This is a genomic window from Flavobacterium sp. 2755 (assembly GCF_031455715.1).
GTDB lineage: Bacteria > Bacteroidota > Bacteroidia > Flavobacteriales > Flavobacteriaceae > Flavobacterium.
This window is the reverse complement of the sequence record NZ_JAVDTG010000006.1, coordinates 70,822-90,843: the sequence shown is the minus strand read 5'-3', so window position 1 is coordinate 90,843 and position 20,022 is coordinate 70,822. Positions and strand designations below refer to the sequence as shown.

The following is a 20,022-nucleotide window of genomic DNA, read 5'->3' as shown; positions in this document are numbered from 1 at the left end:
TTTCTTATCAAGAGAAATCCAGAGTAATGCCTCTATCGAATTGAGATAATTAGTCAATTGAAAAAATTGAACTGGTTATCTATTCTTCAATTCAAATTTTCGAATTATCTAATTTACAAATTATCTAATTGAAAAAGCCATGCCACTATACCATAAACTTGGGGATTTCCCTCAAAAAAGACACACTCAATTCGAAAAACCAAACGGCGGATTTTATTACGAACAGTTATTTGGAACAGAAGGTTTTCACGGACATTCGTCTCTATCTTACCATGTTCACAGACCAACGCAGGTTAAAGAAATTTTAAACTCTTATTCGGTTGAACCAAAAATTGCAATCGGAAAAAACATAAAATCACTTCTTTTTAAAGGTTTTGAATTAAAACCGGAAAATGATTTTCTTGACAGCCGCAAAGCCATGTTAGTCAACAAAGACTGTATTATTGGTTTGGCTGCGCCGAAGGAATCGCTTCGAAATTATTTCTACAAAAATGCCGATGCCGATGAAATGCTTTTCATCCATAAAGGAAAAGGAAAACTAAGAACCATGTTAGGAAATATTCCGTTTGAATATGGCGATTATTTAATTATTCCGCGTGGCATTATTTATCAAATCGAATTCGAAACAGAGGAAAACAGACTATTTTATGTAGAATCGTATTCTCCATTTTATACTCCAAAACGATATAAAAACCAGTCAGGCCAGCATTTAGAACATTCTCCATTTTGTGAGCGTGATTTTATTTTGCCTAGCGAATTGGAAACACACGACGAAAAAGGTGATTTTTTAATTAAAATTAAAAAAGAAGGTATGATTCACGAAGTGGTTTATGCAACGCATCCTTTTGATGTTGTGGGTTGGGACGGATATAATTTTCCATACGGATTTTCGATTCACAATTTTGAACCTATAACGGGACGTGTTCACCAACCGCCTCCGGTACACCAAACTTTTGAAACGGCAACTTTTGTCGTTTGTTCATTCTGCCCTAGACTTTACGATTATCATCCGAAAGCAATTCCGGCGCCATACAATCACAGCAATATAGATTCTGATGAAGTACTATATTATGTAGATGGCGATTTTATGAGTCGTAACAATATTGAGCAGGGTCATATCACTTTACATCCAAAAGGAATTCCGCATGGTCCAGCGCCAGGCGCAATGGAACGTAGTATTGGTCATAAAGAAACTCAAGAATTAGCCGTTATGGTTGATACTTTCAGACCTTTAATGGTAACTGAAGAAGCTATGGGTCTTGATGATGGACAATATTATAAATCTTGGACTGAATAGTTATTGTAATTAATCTAACGCAAAGTTCGCAAAGGATTTTCGCAAAGTTTGCAAAGTTTTTAATGACGTTTTACTTAAATGAGTTCGCAAAGCTTTGCGTTCTTTACAATTTTATAAAATCTCAGTAATAAAAATCCTTGCGCTCTTTGCGGTAAAAAAACAAATCTTAAAAAATAAATTTCGGTTCTAATCAATTAAACGATTAACCGATTAAACAAATAAACATTATGTCAAAAGAAGTAAAATCAGTAGAATACGGATTAGAAAAAATCTTTGAAGGAGCACAAGATTTCCTTCCATTATTAGGAACAGATTATGTAGAGTTTTATGTAGGGAATGCAAAACAATCTGCACATTATTATAAAACTGCTTTCGGATATCAGTCATTAGCTTACGCCGGATTAGAAACCGGAGTAAAAGACAGAGCATCGTATGTTTTGAAACAAGACAAAATCAGAATTGTTTTAACTACGCCTTTAACGGCAGATTCTCCAATTAACGAACATTTGAAAAAACACGGTGACGGAGTAAAAGTTGCAGCGCTTTGGGTTGAAGATGCTACAAAATCGTACGAAGAAACGATGAAACGCGGTGCACGTTCTTTTATGGAGCCAACTGTTGAGGAAGATGAATTTGGGCAAGTTATTCGTTCTGGAATTTACACTTACGGAGAAACAGTTCACATTTTTGTAGAAAGAAAAAACTACAATGGAGTTTTCTTGCCAGGTTATAAAGAATGGAAATCAGATTATAATCCAGAACCAACAGGATTAAAATATATTGATCACATGGTTGGAAACGTGGGTTGGAATGAAATGAATACTTGGGTAAAATTTTATGAAGACGTAATGGGATTTGTAAATTTCCTTTCTTTTGATGACAAACAGATTACTACAGAATACTCTGCATTGATGAGTAAAGTAATGTCAAACGGAAACGGAAGAATTAAATTCCCAATCAACGAACCAGCGGAAGGAAAGAAAAAATCGCAGATTGAAGAATATTTAGATTTTTACGGCGGACCTGGAATTCAGCATATCGCTATTGCTACAGATGATATTATTAAAACAGTATCACAATTAAGAGCACGCGGCGTTGAATTTTTATCAGCTCCTCCTCATACCTATTATCAGGCAATTCCTGAAAGATTAGGAGTTCATATGGATATGATGAAAGAAGATATTAATGAAATTGAAAAGCTTGCCATCATGGTCGATGCTGATGAGGATGGTTACCTTTTACAAATTTTTACGAAGCCGGTTCAGGACCGTCCTACCCTTTTCTTCGAAATTATTCAAAGAATGGGTGCAAAAGGATTTGGTGCAGGTAACTTTAAAGCTCTTTTTGAGTCAATTGAAAGAGAGCAGGAATTGAGAGGAACGCTATAAAAACGCATTATTTTTGCATTATGCAGAAAAATTCTCTGTAAAACGTTGATTTTAATGCAAATGTTATGTTAAACTTGACTTTTGCTATTTATTTTTTGAACTTTCTATCTATCTTTGCACTCGCAAATCAAGAAGGGGTGGTTTCCTTCTGAATTGATATAAATTTCATAATTTATAGTTTTTTGGTTAGTTAATAGCATAAAAACTCAGTCATCCTTGACTGAGTTTTTTTGTTTTGGTACATTTGGAATAGAATTTGCATTTATTTACCTTTATAATGAAATGTAAAAATTGTACTATGAAAAAGTTCATTCTCGCTATATTAATACTCTCTACTTTAGCTTTCGATACACAAAAAGAAAATGCTTTTGATACCGGGGAGTATTTCAAATTTAGAATACATTACGGAATCGTAAATGCTGGTTACGCAACTCTAGAGGTTAAAGATGCCACGATAAATAATAAAAAAGTTCACCACGCTGTGGGTAAAGGTTATACAACCGGAATGTCAAAGTTTTTCTTCAAAGTGGAAGATTTATACGAAAGTTATTTTGACAAGGAAAATGGAGATCCTTACCGCTTTGTCAGAAAAATTGACGAAGGCGGCTACACTAAAAATCAGGAAGGTTTTTTTAGTCAGAGTGAGAACAGGGTTTTGGTAAAAGATTACAAACGAAAGACTGAAAAAACGATTGTAATTACTGATAATGTGCAAGATATTGTATCTGCTTTTTACTACTTAAGAAACCATCCGAATATTGATAAATTAAAATCGGGCGAATCGATTACGATCGATATGTTTTTTGATGATGAAATCACAAAATTTAAGTTAAAATATGTAGGCCGTCAAGATATTACGACTAAATTTGGGACGGTTTCTACGATGGTTTTCAAACCACTTGTACAAACAGGAAGAGTTTTTAAAGAAAAAGAAAGTTTAACGCTCTGGATTACAGATGATGACAACAAAGTTCCGATTAGAATTAAAGCGGATTTGGCTGTTGGATCTCTAAAAGCAGATCTTGATGAATATAAAGGATTGAAAAATCCGTTTAAAGTTAAAAAATAATGAACCCTACTGATCATTCAGAATCAATTTTAAAAGAAATTGACCTTAAATTCCAAGCAATAAACCAAAAAACTGATGTTCAGTTAGAAGGATTACTTTGGTCAAAACCAATTACGTATTGGGATTACATTCAAACAGATGCTCTTTTAAATTTACAAATACAACGCACAACACTTCCTGATGAAATGGTATTTATTATGTACCATCAGGTTAATGAATTGATCTTTAAAATGATTTTGTGGGAAATCGATCAAATCGCCGATACACAAAATATTCAGGTTGATTTTTTCAGCGAAAGACTTTCCAGAATTACTCGTTATTTTGATATGCTGACGAATTCGTTCAGTATTATGGAAAACGGAATGGAAGTCGATCAATACATGAAATTTAGAAACACGCTTACTCCTGCAAGCGGATTTCAAAGTGCTCAATACAGATTAATTGAATTTGCTTCGACAGATGTTATCAATTTGACAGACAGAAGATACAAAGCAAACTTTGACGAAAATACAGATTTGGAAACTACTTTTGAACACCTTTACTGGCAGGCTGCCGGAAAAGATTATCATACGGGTGAAAAATCATATTTACTTCAGGAATTCGAAAACAAATATAAAGTTCAGTTTTTGAGACAAATGTCTACATTTAAGACTAAAAATATTTGGCAGAAATTCACACAATTACCTATTGAAGACCAGCAAAACCAAGAATTAATTCACGCAATGCGTCATTACGACAAAACGGTGAACATTACCTGGGTTATGCAGCACCTTAATACTGCAAGAAAATACATCTTAGAAAGTGGAAAAGGTAACGGCGAAGCAACCGGTGGAAGTGACTGGCAAAAATATATGCATCCAAAATACCAAAGACGCATCTTTTTTCCTAAATTGTGGACCGAAGAAGAATTGTCCAATTGGGGAAATGAAGACCTACTTTAATTTCCTGCAAAAAAAATTAAGAGTTTGAAAAAAGCATTCGTAATTATAATAGTATTATTTTCAATATTTTCGTGTACTAAAACAGAGGAAAAAGTTGAAATTAAAATTACAAAACCAAAAACCAAAAAAGTAGAGTTTGGTTTTAATTACGCTGATTTTAATGTTGTTAATGATACTATTTCCAAAGGAGATTCTTTTGGATCTATTTTGCAGAGTCAAAATATCGCCGACAAAAAAGTATACGACATTGTTGAACAGGTTAAAGACACTTTTGATGTAAGAACTATTCGTTACAACAAACCTTTTACATTACTTCGTTCAAAAAATAAAACAAATAATCTTCAGGTTTTTATTTATCAGCCAGATGCTTTAACTTATTATGTAATCGATTTACGTGACAGTATTGCAAAAGCCTATAAAAAAATAAAACCGGTTACTTTAAAAAGAAAAATTATTGGCGGCGTTTTAAAAACTTCATTATCTGAAACTTTAGGAGATGAAGATGTAGAAACTGCGCTTGCCAGCAGAATTACAAAAGTGTTTTCTTGGTCAATTGACTTCTTCAAACTTAAAAAAGGCGATCGTTACGGTTTAATTTTCACAGAACGTTTTATAAACGGAAAAACATACGACGGCGTTGAGGATCTTGAAGCTGCCTTTTTTGAATATAAAGGAAAAATCGTTTATGCTTTTCCTTTTGAAAAAGATACACTTTCCGGGAAAATAGAATATTATGATGATGAAGGAAAAACGTTGAAAAACTTTTTCTTAAAAACTCCAATTAAATTCAGCCGAATCACTTCTAGATTTACTATGAACAGGTTTCATCCTGTACAGCATACCTGGAAAGCACACAAAGGAACTGATTATGCGGCTCCAACCGGAACGCCAATTTCGACAACAGCATCTGGAGTGGTTGAAGCAACCGGATATACGGCAGGAAACGGAAACTTTGTAAAGGTAAAACACAACGGAACTTATTCTACTCAATATTTACACATGTCCAGAATTTTAGTGCGCCGCGGGCAACGCGTTACGCAAGGACAAACAATCGGGTTAGTTGGAAGTACAGGTTTAGCTTCTGGCCCACACGTTTGTTATCGTTTCTGGAAAAATGGTGTTCAGGTAGATGCACTTCGATTGAATTTGCCAACCGGAGAATCTTTAACCGGAAATGACAAAACCCGTTTCTTTAAACAAATCGAACCTTTGAAAAGAGAATTGGATAGTATTGGGAATTTGTAAATATCTGAAATCAAAAGCCGAATGAAAAATTCACGTCTTAAAGCAATTTACAATGATACTTTTTCAGGCTTAAAACTATATTACAGAGATACTGATTTACCTGAAAATTTAATATCAAATTATAAAATTGGGCAAATAATTCAGGAAAAAGGTTTTACAGATATGACTTCTATTGGCGGCGGACTTTCAGGCAATTTCAGATATTTAATTGCCAGCGCTCATGCCAAAGATTTATCAAAATTCAATCCAGACTCGGCAAAAATTGGTCATTTTCTTTTAGACACGATTGCTTATTTTAAAGTATTGGATATTCAGAAAATTGGTAACAAAACACAAGTTTTTCTTTTAAACATTCCAGACAATTCCATTTTGCTTTTAAAAAATTCATCATCAAATCTGGAAGATGAGATTATAGAAAAAGCAAGAAAAAAATTTGAATCTAAAATTCACTTAGCTTTAATTCCTGAATTACAAAAGGAAAGCTGGAAAGAAAGAACAAAATCTCCTCTCGGAATGAGTGATAACGGAGAATTGTTTTTTGATGATTCTAAGATTAAAGTTGAATCACCAAAAAGAATAGAAATCAATATCGAGAAGAAAACTATTGAAATTAATAAAAAGCCTTGGTGGAAGATTTGGTAATTAAAACCAATCGAATCTCATTAAATATAAAATCTCAAATATTCTAAATGGTTTCAATAAAAGACATACTAATCGAATTATGTATTGTATTCGTTTGGTTTTTTGGCAGTATTATAATTGGTGCTTTATTTGAACTTCCTTTTTTACTTCTTCCTTTTTTTATAGCTTTCGTAAGTTTAAAATTGTACTTAAAAAGAAGAAAAAGAATACTTGATTTTGTAAAAGATGATTTTCAAAAATTAGGTTATCAATTAAACTCAGAAAGACCAACCTCCTTTAATGAATATTTTAAAAAGACTGAATTAGAAGTTCTACCTGTCATTTTAATAAATGATGTTCCTTTAAAAAGATATAGATACATGAGAGGTTTTAGAAGAATTTTTACTGCCAGATCTAAAAATGGAAAATTATATGAGTTAAATACTTTCGTAATGCACAAATGGAATGGCGAGAATAAAATTGAAATTATCAATATCAAAAACCTTCCAAATTAATTTTTACAAAAAATCACTTGCAAAACTTCTTCCTAAACTCAGACGGATTCATTCCTTTATGTTTTCTAAAAACTTTATTTAAATGACTTTCGTCGGAAAAATTTAATTCATCTGCAATTTCGTTAATACGCATATCACTATTTAAAAGTCTGGCTTCAATCAATCTTAATTTATAGTTTGCAATATATTCTTGCAAGGTTTCTCCAGTTTGTTTCTTAAAATATTTCCCTAAATAATTAAGCGAAATATTAAATTGCTCGCTTACTCTTTCTACTTTTAACTGTTTTGGATTGTAGATATTTTCCTGAATATAATGCAGAATTTCCAAAACCATTTCTCCCGTTGTTTCTTTAATATTCTTCGGAAGTTTTAAGGCAATATTTCTCGCAACAATTGTAATTATAGTATTTACAATTTGCTCAATAATTTTTTGATGATAAATCTGCTGATTATTTAGTTCCTGAATTATACTTTCAATCAGCGAAGCAATTAAAGGTTTATCAATTGTATTTTTTAGAATACAGCCGGGACGATGACTTGCATTTTGAAGAATATATTCCATTCGCAAAACCGTTTCCGATTGTCCGTTTTGAGAATTTGCTTTGATATAATATTCATTAAACCGAAGAAAAAAGAATTTTGTTGGCGTTGAAATTTCAAACGAATGAACATCTTGCGGTGTTACAAGAAACAGATTTCCTTTTCGATATTGGAATTTATTATCATTAATAACCTGAATTCCCGTTCCGTCAACCACATAAATCAATTCAAAGAAATTGTTTTTCCGAATAGTTTTCGGGAACTGTTCCAATTCTTTAAAATCAACTTCAAAAGGAAGATATAAATTCTTGTTTGTCATTAGGCTAAAATACAATTTTAGTACCAATTAGTACAATTTTCGGCGAAAGCTAACCTCTTAATTTTGTTTCAGATAACAAATTAAAATCTAAAAAAATGAGAATACTTTTAATTGGAGCAAATGGAGAAATTGGCAAAATACTGAATCCGACTCTAGCAAAAAATAATGAAATTATTACGGCAGGAAGAAACAGCGGTGATTTTAAAATCGATTTATCAGATTCAAAATCGATAGAAAAATTATTCGACGAAGTCAAAAATATTGATTCCTGTATTTGTGTTGCAGGAGATTGTTATACGGGAGATTTGCATTCGCTTGACGAAGAAAAATTAAATATTGGTATTAAAAACAAATTGCTTGGGCAGATAAATCTGGTTTTAATTGGGCAAAAATATTTAAACGATAACGGATCATTTATATTGACTTCGGGAAAAATGGGCGATAAACCAGTGAAGAATAATATTAGTAAAGCAATTGTAAATGGCGGAATTAACAGTTTTGTGCTTTCGGCTTCGCTGGAATTAGAAAGAGGAATTAGAATAAATGCAATAAGTCCGGCAAAGGTTTCAGACATTCCGGCAGAAGATTTAATAAATGCTTATACAAAAAGTATTGAAGAAAATATAAATGGAGAAATCATTAAAGTAAACTATTAAATTTTTAAAGATGAAAAACACAACTTTGCTATTATTACTATTCGTTTTAAATTCGGCAATTGCGCAAAAAACGAAATCTGATTTTTTAGGTTCGTGGACTTTGGTTTCGGTTGAAAACAAAAATTCTGACGGAACAAAAACCCTTCCGTATGATGTAAATCCTAGAGGTGCTTTATTTTTTGATGAAAAAGGAAATTACGCCATTCAGATATATAAAAATGAAAGACCAAAAATAGTTTCGGGCGATAAAAACAAATGCACTCCGGAAGAAAATGCGGCAATTGTACAAGGAAGTAATTCGCACTTGGGAGAATATGAAATTGACGAAGCAAATAAGATTATTACTTTTAAAATAAAAACGGCTTCGTTTCCAAACTGGGAAGGAACTATCCAAAAGCGATCTTACACTTTGATAAATAACGAACTTAAATATGTTGTAACCAATACAACGCAAGGAGGAAAATCAGTCACTGCAGAAGTTGTCTGGAAAAAATTGTAGCGAAGATTCATAAAACGTTTTCGCAACTAATTGTTATATAATCATGAAGCGTTACCCTTTTAAAAGTTATTTCAGTATTTTTGTGTTTCTAAAAAAAACAATCTCAATAATAAAATAAAAATGGCTTTAAACACAACAAACCCAACCGGGACTGAAGCGTGGAAAAATCTGCAAAACCACTATAACGCAATTCACGGAACTACGATACAAGAATTATTTCAACAAGACAATGCGCGTGCTGAAAAGTTCAACTTACAATGGAATGATTTTTTAGTTGATTATTCTAAAAACAATATTACGTCAGAAACGCTTTCTCTTTTATTAGAATTAGCAAATTCAATTGGATTAAAAGATGCAATTGCTCAATATTTTGGAGGAGAATTAATCAATCAAACTGAAAACAGAGCCGTTTTACATACCGCTTTGCGTGCTCCGGAATCGGCAGTTATTAATGTTGATGGAGAAAACGTAATTCCAGAAGTTTATGAAGTAAAAAACAAAATCAAAAACTTCACTCACGAAGTTATTTCTGGAGAAAGAAAAGGTTTTACAGGAAAAGCTTTTACAGATATTGTAAATATTGGAATTGGTGGTTCTGACCTTGGTCCGGCTATGGCTGTTGAAGCTTTACAATTTTACAAAAATCATCTTAAAACACATTTCGTTTCGAATGTTGATGGTGACCACGTAAACGAGATTATTAAAAAACTGAATCCTGAAACAACCTTATTTTTAATTGTTTCTAAAACTTTTACAACTCAGGAAACTTTATCAAATTCTGAAACTATTAGAGAATGGTTTTTGAAATCGGCTTCTCAGGAAGATGTTGCAAAACATTTTGTGGCGGTTTCAACTAATATTCAAAAAGTAACTGAATTCGGAATTAATCCAGACAACGTTTTCCCAATGTGGGACTGGGTTGGAGGAAGATTTTCTCTTTGGAGCGCTGTTGGTTTAAGCATAGCTTTGGCAATTGGCTTTGATAATTATAACCAATTATTAGTTGGAGCAAATGAAACTGACGAACATTTTAAATCGGCTGAATTTGACCAAAACATTCCGGTAATTTTAGCATTATTAAGCGTTTGGTATAATAATTTCTTTGGTGCCGAAAGTGAAGCTTTGATTCCGTACACACAATATTTATCAAAATTAGCTCCGTATTTGCAACAGGCAACTATGGAAAGTAACGGAAAAAGTGTTGGCCGCGACGGAAAACCGGTTAATTACCAAACCGGAACTATTATTTGGGGAGAACCAGGAACAAATTCGCAACACGCATTCTTCCAATTAATTCATCAGGGAACAAAAATAATCCCTACAGATTTTATTGGATTTGTAAAACCACTTTACGGAAACGAAGATCACCACAATAAATTGATGTCAAACTTTTTTGCTCAGACTGAAGCTTTATTAAATGGTAAAACTGAAGCACAAGTTCAAGCTGAATTTGATAAACAAGGTTTATCTGCAGACAAAGCTTCTTATTTACGACCATTTAAAGTTTTCACTGGAAACAAACCAACCAATACAATTTTGATTCAAAAATTAACCCCTAAATCTTTAGGTTCATTAATTGCTTTATACGAACATAAGATTTTTGTTCAGGGTGTTATCTGGAACATTTTTAGTTTTGATCAATGGGGAGTTGAATTAGGAAAACAATTGGCAAATTCAATTTTAGATGAGATTAATTCTAAAACAGTAAAAAGTCATGATAGCTCAACTTCATTTTTGCTAAACCACTTTTTGAAGAATAAATAAGAATATTTTTCTTAACAATCTGAAACGCCTTGATTTATAAAAATTAAGGCGTTTTTTCGTATAAATTAGCTCTATATGATCTGTTTTTTACGAATAATTGCAAGTATAGCGCTACAACACTACTTGAAATATTATTATTTTAACAAAATACAGGTGTTTAAATTCAACAAAACGTTGTTTTATCTAAAGAAAAAAGAAAATTTCATTTTAATGTGCAGCACAAACCGTAAAACTTATTTTTCTTAACATTTTGATAACATTATCTGATTTAATTGTTATAATTTTGCCAAAAACAATAAACTCAAGAACAAATGAAGAAAATGAAAAATTGGTTACTTACTGGACTATTTTTTATGATAGTTTCAACCGTATTTTCTCAAGGAAAAGTTACTGGTACTATTACAGATGGTACTGGTTCATTACCAGGCGCTAACGTTGCGATCAAAGGATCTAACACAGCGACTTCAACAGATTTTGATGGTAAATTTACCCTCAATGCAACAACAAGTACAGGAGAAATTGTTATCTCTTACTTAGGTTACCAAAACCTAACTGTAAAATTTTCAGTTTCAAATGGTGCAACAACAAATTTAGGAACAATTGCTTTAGAAGCTAACTCAAATGAGTTAAGCGAGATCGTTGTTAAAAGTACAGTAGTGGATATTGCTAAAGACAGAAAAACTCCGGTTGCTGTTTCTACAATTAAAGCTGCTGAAATTCAACAAAAACTTGGTACTCAAGAATTTCCTGAAATTTTAAGAAACACTCCATCAGTTTACGTTACTAAATCAGGTGGTGGATTTGGAGATTCAAGAATTAACATTCGTGGTTTCAACCAAAACAACATTGCTGTTATGATCAACGGTATGCCGGTTAACGACATGGAAAATGGTTCTGTTTACTGGAGTAACTGGGCAGGTTTATCAGATGTAACATCTGCTATGCAGGTTCAAAGAGGTTTAGGATCTTCTAAATTGGCTACGCCATCTGTAGGGGGAACAATTAATATTGTTACTAAATCTTCTGACATGAAAGAAGGTGGATCTTTTTCTTCTGGATTCGGTAATGCAAGAAACTTCAAAATTCAAGGTTCATACAATACAGGAAAATTAGAAAATGGTCTTTCAGCTTCTGTATTATTATCTCAAACAATGGGAGATGGATATGTTAATGGTACTCCATTCGAAGGTTCTAACTATTTTATTGCTTTAGGATATTCTACTAAAAATGATAAACACGATTTTCAATTAACAGTAACAGGAGCGCCACAATGGCACAACCAAAGATCGACTGTTTCTACAATCGCTACATACCAAAAATATGGTTCTCTTGATGAGCCAAACATTAGATATAATGCTGATGCAGGATATTTAAACGGACAAGAATATAACATCAGAAAAAACTATTACCACAAGCCAATCGCTTCTGTTAACTGGGATTATAAAATTAACGAAACTACAAAACTTTCTACTGTTCTTTACGCATCTATGGGTCGTGGAGCTGGTGCTAGTGCTACTGGTGGTATTGGTGGAAATGTTTACAACGCTTCTGTTTTCTTAAACCCTGATGGGTCTGTAAACTACGACAAAATCCAAGCATGGAATTCTGGTCAAGGACAAGTTTTCTTTAACGGACAAAACAGAACTAGAACAATGATTGGTGGTGTTTACCAAAATAGTTCAAACACAGGTAGATCTGGAGCTGGAACTACAGCTTCTCCATATGTTTACAACACAACATCTGGTATCTCTCAAACATCTTCTATCAACTCTCATGACTGGTATGGTGCGGTAATTAATTTAAACAAAAAATTAACTAACACTTTAACTTTAGACTTTGGTCTTGATGCCAGAACTTATACAGGATACCACTTTACAGTAGTAAATGATTTATTAGGAGCTAGTGAATTTTATGATAATACTGTTGCTAGTTTAAAACCAGCAGGAAGACATATTACTGAAACTTACCAAACTGATGTTCAATGGAATGTTTTCGATAAGAAAAACTACGAAAAAATCTCATTTAACAGTACTGGAAAAGTTAGATGGTATGGTGCATTTACTCAATTAGAGTATTCTAAAGATAATTTAACTGCTTTTGTTCAGGGAGCAATTTCTCAACAAGGATTTAAAAGAGAAGATGACTTCGTATACTTACCAACAGATCCATTGGCTTCTACAGATTATGAAAACATCTTAGGAGGAAACGTAAAAGGAGGTGCTAACTACAACCTTAACGAAAAAAACAATGTTTATGTTAATGCTGGTTACTACTCAAGACAACCATTCTTTAACTCAGTTTATCCAAACAACAGATCTACAGTAAACCCTAACCTTACTAACGAGAAAATTATTGGATTTGAAGCTGGATATGGTTTCCGTTCTAGATTCTTTAATGCTACAGTAAACGTTTACAATACAACTTGGAATGACAGATACCTAAAAGGTAATGCATTACCAACTGACGCAACTACTTATACTGAATACTTAGGTCTTAACGAGGTTCACTCTGGATTTGAATTAGAAGCTAATTCTAACATTACAGAGAAATTAAAACTTAACGCTATGTTCTCTTACGGAATTTGGGAATATAAAGGAAATGCAACTGTTAACGCTTACTACCAAGCAGACAACACTCCAGTTGTAGGATATACTGCAACTCCAGTATACATGGACAAAGTAAAAGTTGGTGACGCTGCTCAAATGACAGCTTCTTTAGGAGCTTCTTACGAAGTTTTAACTAGAGTAATTGTTGATGCTAACTACAACTATAATGATAAATTATATGCTGGATTAAGCCCAATTAACTTCTCAGATCCAAACAACAAAGGAGCTTTAGAATTACCTTCTTACGGTTTAGTTGATGCAGGTTTCTCATACAAAATGTTAGTAGGTAAAGACAAAGACAAATCAGTTAACTTCAGATTGAACGTAAACAACTTATTTGACAAGATCTATATTGCTGAATCTAGAACAAACATTTTTGCTAGTGACAACGTAAGTTCAAATGCTGCTGCAGGAACTTATGCTTCAAACAACAGATTGTACAAAGGTATAGCTGATGCTAACCAAGTGTTCTTCGGTTTCGGTAGAACTTGGAACTTTGCTTTACGTTACGATTTCTAATATTTAGAATCTAAATAAATACTATAAACGGCATTGACTTTTAAGTTTAATGCCGTTTTTTTTTGACCAATTTTGCTATATTTGTTTTTAACAAAAAAACACAGTTTATGTATCATTTTATTCAAAAGCTTCATTCGGGCTGGGCATATCTAGCTTTACTGCTTTTATTGTTTGCAGTAATAAACGCTGTTATCGGCTTGACTTCTAAAAAAGAATTTACAGCAAAAGACCGCAAAATATCTTTATTTGCTTTAATTGGAACACATACACAATTATTGATTGGATTAGTCCTTTATTTTGTGTCTTCATTAGGCTTTGCACAATTGGGACAAATGACTAATGCAGAAGTAAGATTAACTTCATTAGAACATCCGCTTATTAATCTAATTGCTATAGTTTTAATTACTATTGGATGGTCAAAACATAAAAAACTAATTAATAGCGAGGCGAAACATAAAACCTTTGCTATTTATTACGGATTAGGATTAATACTTATTTTAAGTAGAATTCCGTGGAACCTTTGGTTCTAGAAAATACCAATTAAAGCCCTCCAAAAAAGGGCTTTTTTTATCTCGGCATATTATTTGTACAAACTCCCCAAGTCTGAAAAAAAATAAACCATGAGTAAAAAAAACTTTATACTTACCGCATTCGCAATAACTTTTTTGAGTTGTTTTACCTACGTAATAAGTCAAACAAAGCCAGTAATTGAGCCGAAAACCCCTCAGGACACTGTAAAAAATGCCAGACCAAACATTATTGCAATCCCAACTGATTCTGTATTTACAGACAACGGTTTAAAATTAAAACTATACAAAAAAACGGCACATGCTTCCTACTATGCAGACCGTTTTAATGGTAGAAAAACAGCTGACGGCAGCAGATTTAACAACAACAAATATACCGCCGCACACAAGAAACTTCCCTTTGGAACAAGAGTTAAAGTAACAAATGAAGCAAACGGAAAATTTGTAATTGTAAAAATAACAGATCGCGGCCCATTTGTAAAAACCCGCGAAATAGATCTTTCAAAACGAGCATTCATGGAAATCACAAAGCACAAAGGTGCCGGTGCGATGAAAGTAACAATCGAAAGAATAATAGAATAAAAAAATCCCGTTCTGAAATTTCAGAACGGGATTTTCATTTTTAGATAAATTTCTTAATGCCCATTATGATTCCGGTATGAATTCCTTCGTGATAACTCACAAAATCTAATGCATCCTGAACATTTTTGAGATCAAACCCCATACTAGTTGTGTATTTGTTATAATTTTTAAAAATATTGTCTTTATAATCCTTTTCTGTTTGAAGTAATGTTTTGATAAGCAAATCTCTAATTTCACTCACTTCTTCCTGAGAAACATCTGCTTCCGGTTTTGTTCCTTTTGAATATTTGGCAATAAGTTCATCCGAAACCTGCAAAGGCAGACCTGATAATTTATAGACTAAAATTTGCTGCGAAGCGATACAATGTCCGATGTTCCAAATCAAATTATTTTTAAATCCGTCCGGGATTTTATTTAATTGTTCCAATGAATGATGGTCTAAAATTTTTACAAGGATTTCCCTGATAGTCTTTTGTGTTTCAAAAACTGAACTCATAATTTTATTTTTTTTTCTAAAATTAGACAATTTTAAGTTTCAAATGAATTTTCTTTGCACTCTAACAAATTAGAAAAAACATGAACAAAATATATTATTTAGCCTCTTGTGACACTTGCCGTAAAATCATAAAAAGTCTTCCGAAAAATAATTTGGTTTTTCACGATATCAAACAAGATCCAATTACCGAAGCTGAACTGGAAGAAATGTATAAACTTTCAGGAAGTTACGAAGCTTTATTCAGCAGAAAAGCACAGTTATACAAATCAATGGATTTAAAAAACAAATCGCTGACCGAAGCTGATTTTAAAAAATACATCTTAGAACATTATACATTTTTAAGCCGTCCGGTTTTTATTATTGATGGCAAAATTTACATTGGCAACAGCCAGAAAAATGTAGCCGAAGTTATTCAGGCTTTGAGTTAGTTTTTTTTCTGCCACTAATTTCACGAATTTCCACGAATTTTATTTAGGCCTGAAAGTCTACAAACTGTAAAATTAATTTGCGGAAATTCGTGAAATTCGTAGCAAAAAAACTTTAAGTACTGATATACCTTACAGAATAGTATTTTACATCATAACACTGCAAACTTTTATTTATCTTTGCGCCTTTATACTCAATTATATGATACAATCTATGACAGGGTTTGGCAAAGCTTCTTTGCAATTGCCTACAAAAAAAATCACAGTCGAAGTAAAATCCTTAAACAGTAAAGGTTTAGATTTAAACGTAAGAATGCCATCGGTTTACCGCGAAATGGAATTAGGTTTAAGAACCCAAATCTCAACAAGACTGGAAAGAGGGAAAATTGATTTTGCAATCTATGTAGAAAGTACTGCAGAACAAACTTCGACAAAGGTAAATGTACCTGTTGTGAAAAATTATATAGCACAATTGAGAGAGGTTTATGCTGATGCTGATGAAACTGAATTAATGAAAATGGCAGTTCGTATGCCAGACACATTAAAAACAGAGCGCGAAGAAATCGATGAAAACGATTGGGAGCAAATTCAGGTTATTATAGATGAGGCTTTACAAAACATTTTAAGTTTTAGAAAAGACGAAGGAGAATCTCTTGAAAAAGAATTCAATCTTCGAATTGGAAATATTCGCCAATATATGAATGATGCTTTGGCACTTGATCCAGAACGCGTTCAGGCAATAAAAGATCGTTTACAAACCGCAATTGCAGAATTACAGGTTAATGTTGATGAAAACCGTTTCGAGCAGGAATTAATCTATTATCTTGAAAAATTAGATATCACCGAAGAAAAAGTTCGCTTAACGAATCACTTAGACTATTTCATCGAAACCTTAGGAGGAAGCGAAGCAAATGGACGTAAATTAGGTTTCATTACTCAGGAAATGGGTCGTGAAATTAATACAATGGGTTCAAAATCAAATCATGCGCAAATGCAGAAGCTGGTTGTGATGATGAAAGATGAATTAGAGAAGATTAAGGAACAGGTTTTGAATGTTTTGTAATTGCTCTAAGCAATAAGCCATAGGCAAGAATACCGCACAAATATTAAAGCTTAAAGCATATTGCTTAAAGCCTAAAGCATAAATTAATGAACAAAGGAAAATTAATTGTTTTTTCGGCACCTTCTGGATCAGGAAAAACAACTATCGTAAAACACTTATTAGGGCAAGAAGATTTAAATCTTGAATTTTCGATCTCTGCAGCTTCACGTGACCCACGCGGAGAAGAAGTCCACGGAAAAGATTATTATTTTATTTCGTTAGAAGAATTCAAAAAACATATTAAAGCTGAAGATTTTCTGGAATGGGAAGAAGTTTACCGCGATAACTTTTACGGTACTTTAAAATCTGAAATTGAAAGAATCTGGGCTTTAGGGAAAAATGTAATTTTTGACATTGATGTTGCAGGTGGTTTACGTATTAAACATAAATTTCCGGAACAAACTTTAGCTGTTTTTGTAAAACCTCCAAGCGTAGACGAACTTAAACGCCGCTTAAAAGAGCGTTCTACAGAAAGCGACGATAAAATCAATATGCGTATTGCAAAAGCGTCTGTAGAATTAGCTACTGCCCCGCAATTTGATGTGATTATCAAAAACTATGATTTACCAGTTGCTTTAGAAGAAGCGCATCAATTGGTTAAGGATTTTGTAAATAAGTAATTTTATTCCGCAGAGATTCACAAAGAAAAAATCACAGAGATTCGCAGAGTTCTAATTAAACTTTGCGAATCTTTGTGCTATCTTAGCGACTCTCTGAGAAACTCTAAAAAATGAAAATAGGTCTTTATTTCGGAACATACAACCCTATTCATGTTGGTCATTTGATCATTGCCAATCATATGGCCGAGTTTGCCGATTTAGATCAGATTTGGATGGTGGTTACGCCTCATAATCCGTTAAAAAAGAAAGCAACTTTGCTTGATGATCATCATCGTTTGCAAATGGTTTATCTGGCAACAGAAGATTATCCGAAAATCAAACCTTCGGATATTGAGTTTAAATTACCGCAGCCGAATTATACCGTAATTACTTTAGCACATTTACAAGAGAAATATCCCAATCATGAATTTTCTTTAATTATGGGAGAAGACAACTTGAAAACGTTTCATAAATGGAGAAACTACGAGGTGATTCTTGAAAATCATGATATTTATGTTTATCCGAGAATTTCTGATGAACCTGAAAACATAGAATTAAAATCGCATCCAAAAATTCATGTAATCGATGCGCCAATTGTAGAAATCTCTTCCACTTTTATTCGAAACAGCATTAAAGAAGGCAAAAATATTCAGCCTTTGTTACCGCCGAAAGTTTGGGAATATATAGATCATAATAATTTTTATAAGAAATAAAACTTTCATTGCGAGGAACGAAGCAATCTCACTTGCTAGGTTAATTAGTATATTGCAGTGAGATTGCTTCGTTCCTCGCAATGACAAATAAAAAAGCCTGAATTTACATTCAGGCTTTTTTGTTTTTTATGCTTCAACGTTTACTTCACTTTTTACTCGGTTTCGAATCTCACTTAGTGATTGATCAACTAAAAGTTTTCCATCTCTGAAAACCTCTTTCAATTCACCTTGTTTTTCTTCTTCCCAAGAAACATTATCAGTCAAATGATACTTCCCGTCGATTAAATTGATTTTCATCAATCCTTTAGCCGATTTTTTAGTTCCGTCATCTGTAATCGGATCTTTAAAGATAGCTCTTCCCTCTCCTTTTACTTCTCCATAAGTTGCTTTCATTGCAAAACCGAAAGTATCTCTTGTATTATATTGATACGTAAAAGAACCAATTCCTAAAACTACGTTTGTAGATGCGAATCCTTTTTCTTTTAATCTTTCGCAAATTTGAGTTGCTCTTGCTACGGTAATACTGTCACCATAAATTGCTCCGATTTGCGGAACTAATTCTTTAAATCCTTTGTTGTTTACAGAACCGCCAAAAACATCCCAAAGCAATTCAATAACACCTTTCTTTTCCTGTTCTGTTTTTCCGTTTGGATTTCCGCAGATAATATCAACCGGATCACCACTATCAGGACGAATTACCACTTTACCTTCTCTAGAAACAATATCTTCTCTTAAACGCGGTAAATAATCCGTTAAAACCTTCCATAAATCCCAAGTATCAGAAACGATAGAAACAATTCCTTTTGGATATACTTCTGTAATTAATCTTTTGAAAGTTTCATATTCCCCTTCTGTCGTTCCCATACACATTACAGAATGTTCTGTAGCAGCAACTGAGCCTGCAACTAATTCTGAATCAGAATTGGCTTTATAATATTCTTCTAAGAAATCAATTGCCGGAATTGTATCAGAACCTGTAAAACTTAACAAATGTCCGGCTGCAGAAGTTACTGCTGCTTCGATTCCGCCCATTCCGCGCATAGAGAAATCGTGTGCCTGCCAATCTACAAATTCAGGAACAGAAGAAGTTTCATCTGCATATTTATCCAATACTTTTCTATATTCTTTTGCGATTGTTGCTGAGTTACAAGGAAGCCAAATTACTGCTGAAAGTAAGGTTTCAAAATAATTCGTAAGCCAGAAAAATTCCGGAATTGTATTGTACATCGTAAACATAGGAACTCTCAGCGGAACACTTGCCCCTTCTGGCAAAGCTTTAAAAACCATCGGGATATATCCTAAATCATGTAAATCTTCGATATGTTTTGTTCCAACTTGGTTTTCGCCTAAATAGTTATTGATTCTTCTAGAATATTTCTTAACTACTTCTTCTTTTGGCTGTTTGAAGAAATATTGTTCAAAATCGTGAATGATATATTTTTTGATGAAATACTGCAATCCAAAAAACACAACTTCATCAAGATCTTCAATTCTTGATTTACGTGGCGTCCAGTTAGAATAAACTAAAGTGGTATTATCTGGGTATTGTCTTCTGTGGTCAACTTTGTAACCGTCGGTTAATAGTAATGGGTTCATATA

20 protein-coding genes are annotated in these 20,022 nt (G+C 33.0%); 17 read left to right on the top strand and 3 right to left on the bottom strand.

Annotation, left to right across the window (positions count from 1 at the left end; all coding sequences use genetic code 11):
• Nucleotides 1-139 precede the first annotated feature (139 nt).
• The 7 genes from J2Y38_RS15260 (at nucleotide 140) to J2Y38_RS15230 (ending at nucleotide 7,076) form a co-directional block, all read left to right on the top strand.
• Entirely contained in the window at nucleotides 140-1,297 is a 1,158-nt protein-coding gene (locus J2Y38_RS15260) for a homogentisate 1,2-dioxygenase (RefSeq protein WP_029270889.1), read from the top strand.
• Nucleotides 1,298-1,524: 227 nt separating this feature from the next.
• Nucleotides 1,525-2,685, top strand: a complete 1,161-nt coding sequence (gene hppD / locus J2Y38_RS15255; protein WP_142451496.1) for a 4-hydroxyphenylpyruvate dioxygenase — start codon at nucleotides 1,525-1,527, stop codon at nucleotides 2,683-2,685.
• A 298-nt stretch (nucleotides 2,686-2,983) separates the two neighbouring features.
• Nucleotides 2,984-3,754 carry a DUF3108 domain-containing protein gene (locus J2Y38_RS15250; protein WP_256636319.1) on the top strand — a complete coding sequence of 257 codons (771 nt, stop codon included), beginning with the start codon at nucleotides 2,984-2,986 and terminating at the stop codon, nucleotides 3,752-3,754.
• Nucleotides 3,754-4,695: a tryptophan 2,3-dioxygenase family protein gene (locus tag J2Y38_RS15245; protein ID WP_053473384.1), complete on the top strand. Its 942-nt coding sequence runs from the start codon at nucleotides 3,754-3,756 to the stop codon at nucleotides 4,693-4,695. Before J2Y38_RS15250 ends, J2Y38_RS15245 begins: the two co-directional genes overlap by 1 nt.
• Before the next feature lie 24 nt (nucleotides 4,696-4,719).
• Nucleotides 4,720-5,940 (top strand): peptidoglycan DD-metalloendopeptidase family protein, encoded by a 1,221-nt coding sequence (locus tag J2Y38_RS15240; protein WP_291147341.1) that lies wholly within the window; start codon nucleotides 4,720-4,722, stop codon nucleotides 5,938-5,940.
• 21 nt (nucleotides 5,941-5,961) lie between these two features.
• Nucleotides 5,962-6,582 carry a hypothetical protein gene (locus J2Y38_RS15235; RefSeq protein WP_309844095.1) on the top strand — a complete coding sequence of 207 codons (621 nt, stop codon included), beginning with the start codon at nucleotides 5,962-5,964 and terminating at the stop codon, nucleotides 6,580-6,582.
• 47 nt (nucleotides 6,583-6,629) lie between these two features.
• Nucleotides 6,630-7,076, top strand: coding sequence for a hypothetical protein (locus J2Y38_RS15230; RefSeq protein WP_309844093.1), 447 nt, complete (start codon nucleotides 6,630-6,632; stop codon nucleotides 7,074-7,076).
• Nucleotides 7,077-7,089: 13 nt separating this feature from the next.
• Here the strand turns inward: J2Y38_RS15230 and J2Y38_RS15225 are convergent, their stop codons facing one another.
• Nucleotides 7,090-7,935, bottom strand: coding sequence for an AraC family transcriptional regulator (locus tag J2Y38_RS15225; RefSeq protein WP_309844092.1), 846 nt, complete (start codon nucleotides 7,933-7,935; stop codon nucleotides 7,090-7,092).
• A 95-nt stretch (nucleotides 7,936-8,030) separates the two neighbouring features.
• On the opposite strand from J2Y38_RS15225, the gene J2Y38_RS15220 reads away from it, so the two are divergent.
• The 6 genes from J2Y38_RS15220 (at nucleotide 8,031) to J2Y38_RS15195 (ending at nucleotide 15,088) form a co-directional block, all read left to right on the top strand.
• Complete coding sequence (locus J2Y38_RS15220) at nucleotides 8,031-8,591, top strand: short chain dehydrogenase (RefSeq protein WP_309844089.1); 561 nt, start codon at nucleotides 8,031-8,033, stop codon at nucleotides 8,589-8,591.
• Nucleotides 8,592-8,601: 10 nt separating this feature from the next.
• On the top strand, nucleotides 8,602-9,090 hold the full coding sequence (locus tag J2Y38_RS15215) for a lipocalin-like domain-containing protein (RefSeq protein ID WP_309844086.1): 489 nt from the start codon (nucleotides 8,602-8,604) through the stop codon (nucleotides 9,088-9,090).
• A gap of 120 nt (nucleotides 9,091-9,210) precedes the next feature.
• Nucleotides 9,211-10,854, top strand: a complete 1,644-nt coding sequence (gene pgi / locus J2Y38_RS15210; RefSeq protein ID WP_309844085.1) for a glucose-6-phosphate isomerase — start codon at nucleotides 9,211-9,213, stop codon at nucleotides 10,852-10,854.
• Between the two features lie 311 nt (nucleotides 10,855-11,165).
• Entirely contained in the window at nucleotides 11,166-13,979 is a 2,814-nt protein-coding gene (locus J2Y38_RS15205; protein ID WP_309844083.1) for a TonB-dependent receptor, read from the top strand.
• Between the two features lie 107 nt (nucleotides 13,980-14,086).
• Complete coding sequence (locus J2Y38_RS15200; RefSeq protein WP_309844080.1) at nucleotides 14,087-14,509, top strand: hypothetical protein; 423 nt, start codon at nucleotides 14,087-14,089, stop codon at nucleotides 14,507-14,509.
• A gap of 90 nt (nucleotides 14,510-14,599) precedes the next feature.
• Nucleotides 14,600-15,088, top strand: a complete 489-nt coding sequence (locus J2Y38_RS15195; protein ID WP_056208801.1) for a septal ring lytic transglycosylase RlpA family protein — start codon at nucleotides 14,600-14,602, stop codon at nucleotides 15,086-15,088.
• A gap of 40 nt (nucleotides 15,089-15,128) precedes the next feature.
• On the opposite strand, the gene J2Y38_RS15190 is transcribed toward J2Y38_RS15195, so the two are convergent.
• Entirely contained in the window at nucleotides 15,129-15,584 is a 456-nt protein-coding gene (locus J2Y38_RS15190) for a DinB family protein (RefSeq protein WP_309844078.1), read from the bottom strand.
• 80 nt (nucleotides 15,585-15,664) lie between these two features.
• Between J2Y38_RS15190 and J2Y38_RS15185 the strand changes: the two genes are divergently transcribed.
• The 4 genes from J2Y38_RS15185 to nadD all read left to right on the top strand — a co-directional run bounded on the left by J2Y38_RS15185 (nucleotide 15,665) and on the right by nadD (nucleotide 18,423).
• Complete coding sequence (locus J2Y38_RS15185) at nucleotides 15,665-16,012, top strand: arsenate reductase family protein (protein WP_053473396.1); 348 nt, start codon at nucleotides 15,665-15,667, stop codon at nucleotides 16,010-16,012.
• A gap of 199 nt (nucleotides 16,013-16,211) precedes the next feature.
• Nucleotides 16,212-17,072, top strand: a complete 861-nt coding sequence (locus J2Y38_RS15180; RefSeq protein ID WP_180855948.1) for a YicC/YloC family endoribonuclease — start codon at nucleotides 16,212-16,214, stop codon at nucleotides 17,070-17,072.
• 86 nt (nucleotides 17,073-17,158) lie between these two features.
• Complete coding sequence (gene gmk / locus J2Y38_RS15175; protein ID WP_053473399.1) at nucleotides 17,159-17,731, top strand: guanylate kinase; 573 nt, start codon at nucleotides 17,159-17,161, stop codon at nucleotides 17,729-17,731.
• Nucleotides 17,732-17,841: 110 nt separating this feature from the next.
• Nucleotides 17,842-18,423: a nicotinate (nicotinamide) nucleotide adenylyltransferase gene (gene nadD, locus J2Y38_RS15170; RefSeq protein WP_309844070.1), complete on the top strand. Its 582-nt coding sequence runs from the start codon at nucleotides 17,842-17,844 to the stop codon at nucleotides 18,421-18,423.
• Between the two features lie 126 nt (nucleotides 18,424-18,549).
• Here the strand turns inward: nadD and J2Y38_RS15165 are convergent, their stop codons facing one another.
• The gene (locus J2Y38_RS15165; RefSeq protein WP_309844067.1) at nucleotides 18,550-20,019 is read right to left on the bottom strand and encodes a nicotinate phosphoribosyltransferase; all 1,470 of its coding nucleotides are present in this window, start codon (nucleotides 20,017-20,019) and stop codon (nucleotides 18,550-18,552) included.
• Nucleotides 20,020-20,022 lie beyond the last annotated feature (3 nt).